Origin of the sequence: Paenarthrobacter sp. (assembly GCF_031180005.1) — a bacterium.
Classification (GTDB): Bacteria; Actinomycetota; Actinomycetes; order Actinomycetales; family Micrococcaceae; genus Arthrobacter.
Genome location: NZ_JAPSHI010000005.1, coordinates 110,060 through 123,834, shown reverse-complemented (window position 1 = coordinate 123,834; position 13,775 = coordinate 110,060). Strand labels below are relative to the sequence as shown.

General features: G+C 62.4%; 14 protein-coding genes. 4 read left to right on the top strand and 10 right to left on the bottom strand.

Annotated elements, in window-relative coordinates:
- Positions 1-61: 61 nt before the first annotated feature.
- Positions 62-2,851 (bottom strand): alpha-amylase family glycosyl hydrolase, encoded by a 2,790-nt coding sequence (locus RIF72_RS05920; protein ID WP_309073925.1) that lies wholly within the window; start codon positions 2,849-2,851, stop codon positions 62-64.
- A gap of 317 nt (positions 2,852-3,168) precedes the next feature.
- Here RIF72_RS05920 and RIF72_RS05915 point away from each other — a divergent pair, with 317 nt between their 5' ends.
- Complete coding sequence (locus RIF72_RS05915; protein WP_309073924.1) at positions 3,169-3,366, top strand: hypothetical protein; 198 nt, start codon at positions 3,169-3,171, stop codon at positions 3,364-3,366.
- Complete coding sequence (locus RIF72_RS05910) at positions 3,363-3,593, top strand: hypothetical protein (RefSeq protein WP_309073923.1); 231 nt, start codon at positions 3,363-3,365, stop codon at positions 3,591-3,593. The genes RIF72_RS05915 and RIF72_RS05910 overlap by 4 nt, the downstream gene beginning before the upstream one ends.
- Before the next feature lie 74 nt (positions 3,594-3,667).
- Here the strand turns inward: RIF72_RS05910 and RIF72_RS05905 are convergent, their stop codons facing one another.
- From RIF72_RS05905 to RIF72_RS05885, 5 genes are read right to left on the bottom strand one after another with little or no spacing between them, the layout of a single operon-like run.
- Positions 3,668-4,711: a beta-propeller fold lactonase family protein gene (locus RIF72_RS05905; RefSeq protein ID WP_309073922.1), complete on the bottom strand. Its 1,044-nt coding sequence runs from the start codon at positions 4,709-4,711 to the stop codon at positions 3,668-3,670.
- A 5-nt stretch (positions 4,712-4,716) separates the two neighbouring features.
- Positions 4,717-5,547, bottom strand: a complete 831-nt coding sequence (locus tag RIF72_RS05900) for an aldo/keto reductase (protein WP_309073921.1) — start codon at positions 5,545-5,547, stop codon at positions 4,717-4,719.
- Positions 5,544-6,584: an NAD-dependent epimerase/dehydratase family protein gene (locus RIF72_RS05895; protein WP_309073920.1), complete on the bottom strand. Its 1,041-nt coding sequence runs from the start codon at positions 6,582-6,584 to the stop codon at positions 5,544-5,546. The genes RIF72_RS05900 and RIF72_RS05895 overlap by 4 nt, the downstream gene beginning before the upstream one ends.
- Entirely contained in the window at positions 6,581-7,552 is a 972-nt protein-coding gene (locus RIF72_RS05890; RefSeq protein ID WP_309073919.1) for an aldo/keto reductase, read from the bottom strand. Before RIF72_RS05890 ends, RIF72_RS05895 begins: the two co-directional genes overlap by 4 nt.
- A gap of 12 nt (positions 7,553-7,564) precedes the next feature.
- A complete protein-coding gene (locus RIF72_RS05885) occupies positions 7,565-8,386 on the bottom strand; it encodes an aldo/keto reductase (RefSeq protein ID WP_309073918.1) in 822 nt (273 codons plus the stop codon).
- 187 nt (positions 8,387-8,573) lie between these two features.
- Here RIF72_RS05885 and RIF72_RS05880 point away from each other — a divergent pair, with 187 nt between their 5' ends.
- Positions 8,574-9,449 (top strand): helix-turn-helix transcriptional regulator, encoded by an 876-nt coding sequence (locus tag RIF72_RS05880; protein WP_309073917.1) that lies wholly within the window; start codon positions 8,574-8,576, stop codon positions 9,447-9,449.
- A 62-nt stretch (positions 9,450-9,511) separates the two neighbouring features.
- Here RIF72_RS05880 and RIF72_RS05875 read toward each other — a convergent pair whose 3' ends face one another.
- Complete coding sequence (locus RIF72_RS05875) at positions 9,512-9,721, bottom strand: dodecin (RefSeq protein WP_011773002.1); 210 nt, start codon at positions 9,719-9,721, stop codon at positions 9,512-9,514.
- A gap of 108 nt (positions 9,722-9,829) precedes the next feature.
- Positions 9,830-10,636 carry an SDR family oxidoreductase gene (locus RIF72_RS05870; protein ID WP_309073916.1) on the bottom strand — a complete coding sequence of 269 codons (807 nt, stop codon included), beginning with the start codon at positions 10,634-10,636 and terminating at the stop codon, positions 9,830-9,832.
- Between the two features lie 160 nt (positions 10,637-10,796).
- Between RIF72_RS05870 and RIF72_RS05865 the strand changes: the two genes are divergently transcribed.
- A complete protein-coding gene (locus RIF72_RS05865; protein ID WP_054808808.1) occupies positions 10,797-11,228 on the top strand; it encodes a universal stress protein in 432 nt (143 codons plus the stop codon).
- An 82-nt stretch (positions 11,229-11,310) separates the two neighbouring features.
- Here the strand turns inward: RIF72_RS05865 and RIF72_RS05860 are convergent, their stop codons facing one another.
- Both RIF72_RS05860 and RIF72_RS05855 read right to left on the bottom strand, forming a co-directional pair.
- Positions 11,311-12,987 carry a thiamine pyrophosphate-binding protein gene (locus RIF72_RS05860; RefSeq protein WP_309073915.1) on the bottom strand — a complete coding sequence of 559 codons (1,677 nt, stop codon included), beginning with the start codon at positions 12,985-12,987 and terminating at the stop codon, positions 11,311-11,313.
- Positions 12,984-13,775: a cyclase family protein gene (locus RIF72_RS05855; protein ID WP_309073914.1), complete on the bottom strand. Its 792-nt coding sequence runs from the start codon at positions 13,773-13,775 to the stop codon at positions 12,984-12,986. The genes RIF72_RS05860 and RIF72_RS05855 overlap by 4 nt, the downstream gene beginning before the upstream one ends.

Sequence of the window (13,775 nt, the reverse complement as noted above, 5' to 3'; positions counted from 1 at the left end):
CTGAGTAGCAGTTGAGGTCGTTCTGAGCGTTCAGAACGACCTCAACTGCGACCTACTTGGGTTAGCGGACGGTGACCAGGTGACTGGCGGGGTCGTACCGGAAGGTGATCGGGCCGCCGTCGTGCTTCAATGCGATGTTGCTGCCGTTCGGGGCTCCGGCAATGCCGTAGTTCTCAGCCCAGGAGCCGTTGATCGCGGCCTTGAACTCATAAGTTCCTGCAGCGAGATTGGGCACCGTAAGCTTCCACAGTCCATCAGTGGCATCCAATGACAGCTGGGCGTGGGCGCAGTCCGGCATCCAATCACCTGCGCAGCCGAGCTCGGAGTTCAAGCTTCCCGGCACCGAGACGGCGGATGGCTGCTGACCCGGAACAGCTGCGCTGATGACGTTGGTGGCGTGGTCGTACAGGAACGTGATAGCGCCGCCAGCGTGCGTGAACGCCACGTTGGGACCGTCCAACTCGCCACCCGCACCGTAGTTTTCGTCCCAGGTGCCGTTGAGTGCAGCCTTGAACTCGTAGCTGCCCGCCGGCAGGTTGGGGACGTTCAGTTGCCACAACCGATGCGTCGGCTCGTAGCTCATGAGTGCTTGCTCGCAGCCCGGCTGCCAGTCCTCGGTGCAACCCAGTTCGGTGTTGAGGCTGCCAGCAACAGTGACGGTTTCGGGCTGCGTCGGCTCGCCTACCACGCCGCTCCTCGGCTCACTCGCCGACGTCTGCCCGCGGTTGTCCAACACCACCGCCCGATACTCCACCGAGGACCCCGACTCCAGGGACGATACATCGTGGAACACCTGGTAGGGCGCGTTATCGTCGGTGCCAATCGGAGCCCACTTTCCACCCGCAGTACGCGCTTCGAAGGTGACCTCGTAAAACGAGTTACCGTCGACGTCGGCCGTCACCTTCAGGCGAGTCGCGTCACCAGCCGCGGTGACCGGCTTTTTAAGCACGACGCCGGGCGCCGCCTTGGATTTGGCAAGTCGCCCCGCTGCTTCGTAAACCACAGCGGAAAGCGGCGGGACGGTGACGGAAAGGTTCGCCTGGGAGTCGGTCTTGGCGTTCTTCGCGGCGTCACCGTAGATCAGCTTGAAGGGCTGCTTGGCTTCATACGTGGGGACCGCCGCGGTCTGGGCTGTCTCGCTGTTGTTTACGGCAACGATGTATTCGCGCTGCTCCTTGGCATCGATGCGGGTGAAGGCGTAGATCCCGGCGCCGTCCGCTGCATAGCGGTTTTGCTGGGCACCGCTGCGGAGCGTTGGGTGTTCAGCCGTGAGGGCCGCGAGTTCGCTGATCTTTTTGTACAGCGGGTGCTGGGTGTCGAAGTTGTCCGTGGCGTGGGTGGAACTGGTACCCAGGAGATCGTCATCCAGGTATTCCTGGACCTTGCTCGCGAACATTGTCTGCCGTGAATCCTGGTCCCCGCCGGCACCGGTGAAGCCCTGCTCGTCGCCGTAATAGATCACTGGATTGCCGCGAGAGAAGTACATCAGCTCATGGGCGAGCTCGTCGCGCTCCACCAATTCGGCGTCGGACGCTCCCTCGTTGTCCTGGGAGATGAAGGTGCCGATGCGGCCCATGTCGTGATTGCCCAGGAAGGTGGGCAATTGATAGACGTTGGAGTCAGCGTCCGTGTACCAGTCATCCCCGTTGAAGAAGTCCGCCAAGACGGTGGCTTTGCTGCTCTGGGACGCGAAGCTGCGGGCTGCTCCTTGGAAGCCGAAGTCCAGCACTGCCTGCATCTGGTTCTTGGTGGTGAACTTGGACGTGATGCTCTTGGAGGTGTCGAAGACCTCGCCGAACATGAAGAACTCGTCCTTGCCTTGCTCTTTGGCATAGCTAAGGACTTGGGGCCCGAACTGCTGCCAGAACTCATCATTGACGTGCTTCATGGTGTCAATGCGGAAGCCGTCGATCCCGAAGTCGCGGATCCACGTTTTGTAAACATCCATCATTCCATTCACCACCTTCGGGTTCTCGGTGAACAGGTCATCCAGGCCAAAGAAGTCGCCGTAGAGGGAGTCCTCGCCGGCAAAGTTGGTGTTGCCGCGGTTGTGATAGAGCGTGGGGTCGTTCAGCCAGGACGGAACCTTGACGTCCTTCTCTGCCTCGGGGACCACGGGCGTGTACGGGAAGGACGTCGCCGGGTCCAACGCCGGGAAGTCCTGCGTCCCGGCGTAGTCGCGGTCGTCGAAGACCTCACCAGCAGCTGTCCGATAGGGTTCTGTTTCCTTGGAAATGTACGGTGCCGAGGAGGTCTCCTCATACTGGATGACGTCCGCGGTGTGGTTGGTGATGATGTCGAAGTACACCTTCATGCCACGGGCGTGTGCGGCGTCGATGAGGGTCTTCAACTCGGCGTTGGTGCCCAAGTGGGGGTCGATCTGGGTGAAGTCCGTGACCCAGTACCCGTGGTAGCCGGCCGAACTGTTTGCCAAGGTGCCGTCACCTTGGACGGCTTTGTTCTTGAAGCTCGGAGTGAGCCAGAGGGAATTGGTGCCCAGCCCTTGGATGTAGTCCAGCTGGTCCTGGAGGCCCTTCAAGTCGCCGCCGTTGAAGAAGCCTTTATGCGTGGGGTCGTAGCCGGAGACCATCGGATCAGAACCCAGCCCACCGTCGTCGTTGGCCGTGGTGCCGTTGTTGAAGCGGTCAGCCATGACGAAGTAGAAGTTCTGATCGCTGAGGCTGCCGCGGATTGAGTGCTGGGCGGCCGGATCGGGTGTGGTGGCCGGTGCGGCACCTGCGGGGAGGATGGCCGAGGCGGTGAGCGCCGCCGTCGTCAATACAACTGCGGCGATTCGGCTGAGTGGTGGGCGCTGGGGGCAGGGGTGGTGTCTATTGCTGCGAGATAACAAGTGATGGAACCTTCCGCTAAGCGACAGTGCTGTGAAATAGAGCCCCTGTGGGACAAGTCACAACTGTAAGCGCTTCCGAGGCCTGAATCTAGAGATCTCTTGGATTACAGATTGTGAACGGCATTATATTGGCGGCAATGTTGGAAGCGCTTGCACGCATTCATGCCGAAAGTTTTCGGGAATAGCACTGTTCCTTTGCATCACTTCAGCGCAAAAGGCTATGCATCTGCCCATAACCAAGCTGCTATGCCTTGCATAGGGTAGAAGAGATCTGCTTCACAAACACCCCGATCTACCTCCAAGGATGAGTTTCAACGATGAAGAGCATCGCCCTCCTGCGCGAACGAGCCACCCGCGTCATGCCTACCGGTTCCCACTGCCCGGCGTCAGGCCTGTGGAGCCCGGCCTCCGACCCGGATGCCGTCCAGGTTTTCGCGGAAGGCCACATCCTGCCGGCGCACAACGGTGTACCCACTATCTGGCGGCGCCGCACTGCCGCTGAAGTGTCGGCATGACCAGTACCATCCTGAACAGGCCCGCCGACTACCGGCACGTACCGGTGGCAGAGTGGACTGAACTAAGCTCCGGCGATCCCGTGTGGATCTACGACGTCGCATGGGGAGCCGGAACTGGCCGCGTGGACGATGTTTCCAAGCACCAGGAATTGCTCTGGGTCATCCTCGAGCCGACGGGACGCAAGCTTATCTGCGGAACGGACGACGTTGAGGTCTGGACCGCCTGAAAAGACTCGCCGAGGTGGCATCTAATACCAATGTCTGAGCGGATCATGCGTATTAAATGCCATCTCGGCGGTAGTTAACCAGCGGGAACCAGCACACTCGGAGAGCCCGTCTCCACCCGGCTCACGATGCCGCCTGGCAGGCCGCTTTCACGGTCCAGTTTGAAGCTCACGACGTCGTCCGAGCCTTCGTTGGCGACGTACAACCAGCCTTCGCGGACCAGGTGGTGGCGCGGCCACTCACCGCCGCACGGCACCTCCGCGAGGGGCTCCAGCTCAGCCCCGCCGTGGGACACCTTCAACACGCAGATGCGGTTGGATCCCCGCACGCCCACGTAAGCGAAGCGTCCGTCGGGTGAGAGCGCAATCTCCGCGCCGGCGTCGCCCTCTTTTGCCCCAGCGGCACTCGCTGGAACTATGGCAGTCAGCTCGTAGGTGCCGTCCGGTTCCATCCGAAGTGCGGCTACCTCAACGGAATATTCGGTGTCCACGAACACGGTTCCGCTGTGATGGCGGGCCATGTGCCGGGGCCCGGAGCCCTTCGGCAGGATCACCTGATGATCCAACTGCAGGCCTTCACCCGGCGAGTACCGCCACACCCTGACCAGATCATGCCCCAAATCCGTGGTCATGACGCGGCCGTCCGGCAGCATCAAGCTTGAGTGCGCCCGGCTGGGTCGCTGCTCGTCCGGAGACGTTGCAGTGTGGGGATCGACGGCGGCTGCCGCGCTGGTGCGCGAGGTGATGGCGCCGTCGTCGTCCAGTTCATACAAGATGACCTGACCGTCGCCCCAACAGGTGGCCACAATAAAGCGACCCTGAGGATCGGCGGCTACGTGGCAGGTCGCTTCGCCTGCGGGCCAGGGGTCGCCGAAAGCCTCCAGTTCAGCGTCCCCCCTCCGGCGATACGCCCGCACCGTCTTGCCTTCCTCGGCTACGGCGTAGACCACCGGGAGTGACGGGTGCGGTGCAAGGAATGATGGCGAGTTGGCGGCGACAGCCAAACCAATGGCGGTTAGCTGGCCGTCATCATCGGCCGAAAGCGCGACGATGCCATCGCCGTTGCCGTTCCTGTCGGCTGTGTAGGAACCAACCCAGATCAGTGCCTTTTGAGTAGCCATGGTGATCAGTGCCCCTGTACGTCTGAGTCCACACCGGCGTCCGGTCCGGCGTCGAGGGTTTGCAGTCGGGTGAGGTCGTCATGGTCCAGTTCAAAGTCGAAAATGTCCAGGTTCTCTTTCATTCTTTGCGGATTCGCGCTTTTGGGTATGGCCACCAAGCCCTGCTGAATGTGCCAGCGCAGCACCACCTGGCCCGGCTTCTTACCGTACTTCTTGCCGATGCCGGCCAACACTGGCGCGTTCAAGAGGTCGCTGCCGGCGCCCAGCGGGCTGTACGACTCGGTGATGATGCCGTTCGCCTCATTGAAAGCCCGGGCAGCGGGCCGCGGGATGGACGGGCTGACCTGGATCTGGTTGACGGCGGGAACAACATCAGTCTCCCTGAACAGTTGGTCCAGGTGGGAGGGCTTGAAGTTGGAGACGCCAATCGATCGTGCTTTGCCGGAGGCCTGCAGTTCCTCGAAGGTCTTCCACGTGGACACGAACTCACCGCGGCGGGGGAGCGGCCAGTGGATCAAGAGGAGATCGACGTATTCCAGCCCCAACCGCTCCAACGAGCCGTCCAGCCCGGCGACGGCTTTGCCGGAGCCTTGGAACTCGCCATCCAATTTGGTGGTGATGAAGAGCTCTTCTCTATTCACCCCGCAGGCCCGGATGCCGTTGCCCACTCCCTTCTCGTTGCCATACTTCTTCGCCGTGTCCAGGTGGCGATAACCGTGCGACACCGCTTCCGCCACGGCATCGGCAACCTGGGCATCATTCAACGGCCACGTGCCGAGTCCCAGTTGCGGAATCTTGTTGCCATCGTTGAGTTCAATGAGCGGGGCAATTGTCATGCGCGCACATTCCTTTCGTAAAGCCGATCGCATAGCTCCATATAGTCCTCTTGAACCACCTGTAGCTCAGGATGCCGATCATGCCATGTCACGATCTCCCGCGCACCGTCCGCGAACGGAATCGTGGCCCGGTAATCAGGGACGAGTGCCTTGATTTTGGAGTTGTCGAACACCACGGAGTGCGAGCGGTCGCCCAAAAGATTGGGGCCGAGCTCCGGGCTGTGGGCTGCGATGGTGTCCGATGAAACATGGAACAGCTCCGGTTCTTCCACCCCGGCCGCACGCGCAAACAAGCGATAAATCTGGTTCCACGGCAGGAACTCGTCAGAGGTAATGGTGTAGCTCTCACCCACAGCTTGGGGCCGGCCCAAGAGACCGACGAACGCCTTGGCAAAATCCCGGGCATGGGTAAGCGTCCAAAGGGACGTTCCATCGCCGTGCACCAGGATCGGCATTCCAGCCCGCATCCGGTGGATGTCGGTCCAACCGCCCACCATGGCGATCTTGGTCCGGTCATAAGTGTGGGACGGCCGGACTACTGTCAACGGGAAGTGCTGCTCACGGTAAGCCTCGAACAGCAGTTCCTCGCAAGCAATCTTGTCCCGCGAGTACTGCCAGAACGGGTTCTTCAACGGAGTCGACTCCCTGATGGGAAGCGTCGTAGGGGGCTTCTGGTACGCCGAAGCGGAACTGATGAAAACGTACTGCCCGGTCCGCCCGCGGAACAGTTCCAACCCGGCCCGCGCCTGATCCGGTGTGTAGGAGATGAAGTCCGCAACGGCGTCGAACTCTCTTCCTTGAAGTACCTCACGCACGACGGCGGCGTCACGGACATCCGCGTGGAGGACTTCCGCGCCTTCCGGCACCGGCCTGCCGGCTGACCTTCCCCTGTTGAGGATGGTCAGCCCGTGGCCCAGTGCGACGGCGCGTTCAGCCGCCGCCGCACTGATGACCCCGGTCCCGCCGATGAACAGGATGTTCCGCGGCGACACGGTGTCCGCCGCCGTTCCGAGGGTGTGGGGGAGGGCGCTGCTCACCAGGCGTAGTCCTCGGGGGCGGTGCGGTGGCCCGGGAAGATGTCGTCAAGGCGCTTGAGGGCGTCCGCGTTCAGGGTGACCTCAAGAGCGCGGATAGCAGCATCAAGGTGTTCCTGGGTTCGAGGTCCCACGATGGGAGCCGTCACGGCAGGCTGGTGAAGCAACCAAGCCAGCGCTACATCTCCGGGCGCATGACCCAACTCGTCCGCAAAATCCTCGTACTGGCGGATCTGTTCCTCATGCTTCTTGAGGGTCTCCAGAGCCCGGCCCTCAGTGCGGCGAACACCCTGCTCTTCCTTCTTCAGCACGCCGCCAAGGAGCCCGCCCTGCAGTGGCGACCACGGGATCAGGCCCAAGCCATATTGCTGCGCGGCGGGAATTACTTCAAGCTCAACTTCGCGCCGGAACAGGTTGTAGATGGACTGTTCGCTGACGAGACCCGTGTAATTCCGCCTCCGGGCGGCTTCCTGGGCTTGGGCGATGTGCCAGCCCGCAAAGTTGCTGCTTCCCGAGTACAGGATCTTGCCCTGCTGGACAGCTACCTCGATGGCCTGCCAGATCTCGTCCCACGGCGTATCCCGATCGATGTGGTGGAACTGGTAAATGTCGATGTAATCCGTCTGCATCCGCTTCAGGCTGGCATCGAGTGCACGGCGGATATTGAGCGCCGACAGCTTGGACTCGTTGGGTCGGTCCGTCATGGTGCCATACAACTTAGTGGCCAGGACGGTGCGCTCACGGCGCTCGCCGCCCTTCGCGAACCATCGACCGATGATTTCCTCGGTCCAGCCGCGGTGCCCGGTTCCTCCGTACACGTTGGCGGTGTCGAAGAAGTTGATGCCGGAATCCAGCGCGGAATCCATGATCGAGTGAGCTGTGGCTTCGTCCGTCTGCGGACCGAAGTTCATGGTGCCCAGGCAGAGCCGTGAAACTTTGAGGCCGGAACGGCCCAGATGCGTGTACTGCATGTTTGTCCTTTCTTAGAGCTGGGTGAAAGCAGCGACGGCGGGATCGGACCCTATGCGGGCGCCCGCCTCAAGTGCCGTGATCGCAGCCAGCTCGGATTCGGTGAGGGTGAGATCGGCCGCGCCGAAGTTCTCGCGCATCCTTTTCGAGTCTGCGGACTTGGGGATCACGATTGTGCCCTGGGCAAGGTGCCAGGCCAGAATCACCTGTGCAGGAGTAGTGCCGTGGGCCGCCGCCACAAGGGCCACCTGCTCGGAGTTCAGGTCCTTGCCCTGGCCCAGCGGGCTGTAAGCTTCCACGGCGATGCTGAGGTCGCGGCACTTGTTGGCCAGCTCGGCCTGTTGGTACGTGGGGTGGACTTCGATCTGGTTTACGGCGGGAACTACTTCAGCTTCTTTGAGCAACGTGTCCAAGTGGTCCGAGAGGAAGTTGGAGATGCCGATAGCCCGGATCTGCTTGTCCTGGTACAGCTTCTCCATCTCTTTCCATGCCTGCGTGTAGAGGCCCTGCGAGGGGACAGGCCAATGGATCAGGTACAGGTCGATAACTTCAAGGCCCAAAGCGTCGCGGCTGCGCTGGAAGGCGTCATAGGCCTCGCCTTGCTCGCCGTTGCGGAGCTTGGTGGTGATGAAGAGTTCTTCGCGGGGGATGCCCGAGGCCGCGACGGCAGCGCCGACTCCTGCCTCGTTGCGGTAGGCAGCCGCGGTGTCGATGTGGCGGTAGCCGGCTTCCAATGCGTCTTCCACGACCTTCTGCGTTTCCTCGGCAGGTACTTGGAAGACACCGAACCCGAGCTGGGGAATGGTGACGCCGTTGTTTAAAGTCAGCTCTGGCATGACGGTCTCCTTCGACGGAATTGGTTAGGGTTGCGACACTCCAGAAAGCGTTTTCGGAGGCTCTGTACTGAGCCTATGCACTTTTGGCGGCAGAGTCAGCAATCCAACATGATCCTGTTTTTCCTAGGTCTGATAGTCCTACCCAAAATGGTGGTCTTTCACACGCCCCGAACGGCAGAATGGACGGATGGGTCAAAGCGCCGAGTTCGGTAAATTCCTCAAGGTCATGCGTGCCCGCCTCTCGCCCGAGGACGCTGGAGCGCAAGAGTCCAGCGGTGCCCGCAGGGTGCCCGGGCTCCGCCGCGAAGAAGTTGCCCGACTCTCCGGAGTCAGCACTGACTACTACACGCGCCTGGAACAGGGCCGCAACATCCACCCATCCAAGGCCGTCCTCGACTCTGTGGCCCGCGCACTGCGCCTGGACGCGGGGGAGCAAGCGCACATGATGGACCTCCTGGAGCACTGTGCAAGTTCCGCAGGCAATCCCGGTCCCGTGCAAAAGGTCAGGCCCGGGCTCCGGCAGCTGCTCGACGCCGTCGGCGATGTTCCTGCCATGGTGCTGGGCAGGCGCGCCGACGTCTTGGCCGGAAACCGCATGGCCCACCTGCTCTTCACCGATTTCCCGTCACTCCCCGCCGGGGAGCGGAACTTGACCCGCTGGATCATCCTGGATCCCTTGGCGGAACAGCTGTTCAGGGACTGGAAAACTGTGGCCGCTGAAGCCGTGGGCGCCCTCAGGATGGACGTGGGCCGACACCCCAACGATCCGCAGACCAACCAACTCGTGGGCGAGCTCGCCGTACACAGCGAGCACTTCCGGCAGTGGTGGGCCGGGCATAGGGTGGCATCGCGATCCGCCGGCACTGTTCGGCTGCACCACCCGATTGTGGGTGACTTGGAACTGAACTTTGAGACGCTCAGTCTCCCGGACGACCCCGACCAGATGCTGAGGATCTATTCCGCGAAGGCCGGTTCGCCGTCGTCGGACGCTTTAACGCTGCTGAGCTTCGGTGAGGCGGCCGCCGTGCCCGAACCCGAACCCGCCCGCCGAGACGACAGTTAACGCCCATGTTTTCGGAAAACATGGGCGTCAACTGCCATCTCGCGGGATGGGTAGAGGGGTGATCAGCGCTCCAGGCGGAAACCAAGCTTGATGGTGACCTGCCAGTCGGCCACGGCGCCGTCCTCAAGGTGGCCGCGGATTTCCTTGACCTCAAACCAGTCCAGGTTCCGCAGGGTCTGGGAGGCTGTTGCGATGCCATTCTTGATCGCGTCGTCAACGCCCTCGGTGGAAGTTCCTACAATTTCGGAAACGCTATATGTGTGGCCAGCCATGGTGCTCCTCATCAACGTCTTACGAATCTCTGGAAAATCAGGCCCGCCAGGCAGGCCGTCCATGCAGACTAGCCCACGGATCACCGTGCGGCCAGAGTCTGCAGGGGCTTAGCTTTCGCGCCAGTCGTTGCTGGTGATGTGCGAACCTGCCTGTGGTCCCATCTGCAACATTCCGCCGTCCACAGGCCACGAGGCGCCGTTGACGTAGCTGGAATCCGGTGATGCCAGGAAGGCGATGACGGCGGCGATTTCCCGCGCATCGCCGGGGCGCCCCAAGGGGACTCCAGGCCGTTCCTTCTGTTTGGGATCCTCGTCCTCCTGGCCTGTCATGGGAGTGGCAATCTCACCTGGTGCCACGTTGTTGGCGGTGATGCCGTGCTCAGCGAGTTCCAAGGCCATGGTTTTGATGAGGCCACCCAGGCCGTGCTTGGACGCGTCGTAGGCGGAGGCTCCAACCCTCGGCTGGAACTCATGGACGCTGGTGACAGCGATGATGCGCCCACCGCGGCCGGCCTTCACCATGCGTTTGGCTGCTGTTTGCATTGCGATGAAAGCCCCGTTGAGGTTGGTATCCAAGGTGGACATCCACGTGTCGTAGTCCAGCTCAAGGAACTTAGTGCCATCGCCGGTTCCGGAGTTGTTGACGAAGACGTCCGCACCGCCAAGTTCCTCGGCGAGCTTGTCGATGGCTGCAGCTGTTCCCCGGACATCCGTGGTGTCCAGTTGGTGGACCACAGCTTTCCTGCCCAGGCCGCGCACTTCCTCCGCGGTTTCCTCAGCGCCCTGCTGATCCGAGTGCCACGTGATCCCCACGTCCATTCCTGCTTTGGCCAAGGCCACCGCGGTGGCCCGCCCGATGCCGGAATCCGATCCCGTGACGATGGCGGTCTGCGGGGAAAATGGTGCGTCGCTCATTGTCTTGCCTTTCGGTCGTGTGATCGCTCCGATGCTTAATCACTACCCAGTGATTCCGGCCGTAAACACTCCCGGCGCAAAAGGGTCATCCCGGCGGATGGGGATGGAGTGTAGATTTCTTGCAGCAGCACCCAGTGAATCCCCACAACCAGGAGTACTCATGTCAGAAGTTATTGTGGTCGGCGTTGACAGCAGCGAGACGGCCAAGCGCGCAGCAGTGGCAGCAGCGAAGCTCGCCACCGCCCTCGGCGCCGAACTGCACGTGATCAGCGGCTTCTCCGATGACCGCATTGAAGAATTCGGCAGCGGCAGCGACCGCATCACCGTCTCCTCCGCGGACTCCGCAGAATACGTGGCCCGCAAGGTTTCCGAAGAGCTGGACGTTCCCGCAGGCAACATCAAGTACTTCGCAGCCCGCGGCACACCTGCCAACGCCCTCATCAACTACGCCGAGACCAACAACGCCTCGCTGATCGTGGTGGGCAACAAGCGCATGAAGGGCCTCGGCCGCGTACTCGGCAGCATCGCCAACAGCGTGGCCCACGGTGCTCCCTGCGACGTGTACATCGTGAACACGGACGTCGACGCATAACCACCCCAAGTAAGTGACAGCAAACGTCGCTATGACCGCTCATAGCGACGTTTGCTGCTACCCAGTTGGGAGAGCCCGGTGCTTAGTGGCCTTGAAAGGCCTCGGCCAGCCACCATGAACCGCCGTCGGAGGCGATCTTCGCGTCGATCACCAACGGACGGTCCTGAGTTCCGGCTTCGTAGGCAGCGATCCACGGGAGCACGGCATCAAGGTCGGCCACGGTCCGGACGGTGACGCCCTCAGCCCCGAACCCGCGGGCGATCGCTGCAATGTCGGTCTCGGGAAACACCACGCTGGAGAGGTGCTTCTCGGAATGCTCCGAAGCAAAGTGGTGTACCTCTGCCCCGTAGGCTGCGTCGTTGTAGACGATGCACACCAGGGGGAGTTTGAGCCGGGCGGCGGTCTCGAGTTCGCTGATGCCCATGAGGAATCCACCGTCCCCGGCACCCAGGACCGGGAGCCGTTGCGGTTGGGCGAGGGCGGCGCCGACGGCCGTGTAGAGTCCGAGTCCGATTGCTTGGAAAGCCTGGGTGAAGCAGAACCCGAATTCGTCCGGCACGGCGAGGTATTGGCTGGGGTACCCCATGAAGTTGCCTGAATCGACTGCCACGATCCGCTCGGCAGGGAGCAGGGTGTCGAGTTCACGGGTGAGGACCCGGGGATCGATGGATGTTGCCGTGGACAGGTCTTCAGTTTCGAGGTCCCGCCATCTGGAGCCCTGTTTGATGGCCAGTGCGTTGGCTTCGGTTCGGTACTTTTCCGCTGGCTCTGACTGCACGGAGCGCAGCGCCTCCAAAGCATCGACCGCGGTTAGCGCCGAATCACCCAGCAAGCCAAGGGTGATGGGGCGGTTGGCGCCGAGCGCTGAATCTTCGACGTCGATCTGCACCACTTTGGTGCCTGCGGAGATCAGTCGGCCGTGCCGCATGGTCCACATGTTCAGCGCGCAACCCCAGCCCACAATCAGGTCCGCGCCGCTGATGAGCTCTGCCGTGGTCGGGGAGGAGAAACCACCCGAAATACCCAGATTGTGGGAGTCGGCGTTGAACAGCCCACTCGCCACCGCGGACGTCGCCACCAAGGCGCCGGCATGCCGTGCGAGTTCCAGGATCTCGTCCCGTGCACCACGTCCGCCGCGTCCGGCGACGAACACGGGCCGTTCCGCGGCCGCGATCAGTGCCACCAACTGCTCAACGGCGGCAGCGTCCGGACGAACCTTCAACGGCTCGGGCACGACGACGGCACTCACTTCGTCTGCCGCGGTGCCGCTTTGGACATCCAACGGCAAGCTCAGTACCACCGTGCGGCGCTCGTTCACCGCGGTCCGGAAAGCCCGGACGGTGTCCGCGACGGCGGTTGCGGGGGAGTGGATGCGCTCGGCCACGGCGCCTACGCTGCGGGCCAGTCCGTCTTGGTCGATCTTGAAGTTGGACCTGATCGCTGCAGCTTGGGTGTCGGCGGTGAGCACGATCAGCGGTGTGCGGCTCTTCGCTGCCTCACCGATCCCGGTGATGGCGTTGCTCAAACCGCACCCTTGATGCGTGGTCACCACGCCCACCTTGCCGGACATCCGCGAGTAAGCGTCAGCCATGGTCGCGGCGCCGCCCTCATGCCGGGCTGCTGTGAACCCGATGCCTTCGGCCATGAGCGTGCTGGTGACATCGAAGTTGCCGCTGCCCACCACGCCGAAAACATGCCCGACGCCGAGTTTCGCCAGCGTCCTTCCCACCAGCGTGGAGACCCGCACATGTTCGCTCATGCTGTTTCCACCACGTCCTTTTCAATCAGCGCGTACACGCGGCTGGGGCTTCCGGTGCCGCCCACGATCGGCAGCGGAGCGACCACCAGGGTGGCACCCGTGACGGGGAGCCGGTCCACATTCCGCAGGGACGTCACGCCGTATTTGTCCGCGCCCAGAAGGAAGGAGTGGACGGGGAACATCGGATCGAGGGCCCCGGCTTGGCCAGCGTCGATGCCCACGGTTTCCACGCCGAAACCGCTGATTGAGGCGTTGCCGGCAAGCCACTTGGCACCTGCTGCGGAGACCCCGGGAGTGTGGGGTCCGGCGTCGTCCGCGTTGACGAACGCCGCCGCATCAGTGCCACGTTCCGCCCATCCGGTCCGGAAAATGACCCAGCAATTCTGAGGGAAGGCACCGTGCTCCTGTTGCCACTGCTCGAAGTGTTCCGGTTCCAACAGGAAATCAGGGTTGCCGAGAACCTCGGCGGTCTTGTCGATCACTACAATCGGGCCCACCAGTCGGTGTGGTTCGATCTGGTCCACCGACTTGCCGTCCTTACCCGTGATCCAGTGGACCGGGGCGTCCAAGTGCGTCCCGGCGTGTTCGCCCACGGTGACGTCGTTCCACGCCCAGGCCGGACCGGCGTCGTCGAAATTGCTCACCGGCGAAACGGACAACCCCACCGTGTTCGCGAACGGCTGCGGCAGGTTCAGGATGGGGGTCTCGGAACTGAGCGGCGTGGTGAGGTCGATGATCTCCACGGAACCTCTCGAAAGGGCTGCAGTGAGCCCGGCCAGAACAGACAT

Bases quoted from the DNA above. Each gene is read 5' to 3' on its own strand.
- RIF72_RS05900 (WP_309073921.1), bottom strand. From the start codon at position 5,547: ATGACAATTGCCCCGCTCATTGAACTCAACGATGGCAACAAGATTCCG.
- RIF72_RS05880 (WP_309073917.1), top strand. From the start codon at position 8,574: ATGGGTCAAAGCGCCGAGTTCGGTAAATTCCTCAAGGTCATGCGTGCC.
- RIF72_RS05890 (WP_309073919.1), bottom strand. From the start codon at position 7,552: ATGCAGTACACGCATCTGGGCCGTTCCGGCCTCAAAGTTTCACGGCTC.
- RIF72_RS05885 (WP_309073918.1), bottom strand. From the start codon at position 8,386: ATGCCAGAGCTGACTTTAAACAACGGCGTCACCATTCCCCAGCTCGGG.
- RIF72_RS05875 (WP_011773002.1), bottom strand. From the start codon at position 9,721: ATGGCTGGCCACACATATAGCGTTTCCGAAATTGTAGGAACTTCCACC.
- RIF72_RS05855 (WP_309073914.1), bottom strand. From the start codon at position 13,775: ATGTCTGTTCTGGCCGGGCTCACTGCAGCCCTTTCGAGAGGTTCCGTG.
- RIF72_RS05865 (WP_054808808.1), top strand. From the start codon at position 10,797: ATGTCAGAAGTTATTGTGGTCGGCGTTGACAGCAGCGAGACGGCCAAG.
- RIF72_RS05870 (WP_309073916.1), bottom strand. From the start codon at position 10,636: ATGAGCGACGCACCATTTTCCCCGCAGACCGCCATCGTCACGGGATCG.
- RIF72_RS05860 (WP_309073915.1), bottom strand. From the start codon at position 12,987: ATGAGCGAACATGTGCGGGTCTCCACGCTGGTGGGAAGGACGCTGGCG.
- RIF72_RS05910 (WP_309073923.1), top strand. From the start codon at position 3,363: ATGACCAGTACCATCCTGAACAGGCCCGCCGACTACCGGCACGTACCG.
- RIF72_RS05915 (WP_309073924.1), top strand. From the start codon at position 3,169: ATGAAGAGCATCGCCCTCCTGCGCGAACGAGCCACCCGCGTCATGCCT.
- RIF72_RS05905 (WP_309073922.1), bottom strand. From the start codon at position 4,711: ATGGCTACTCAAAAGGCACTGATCTGGGTTGGTTCCTACACAGCCGAC.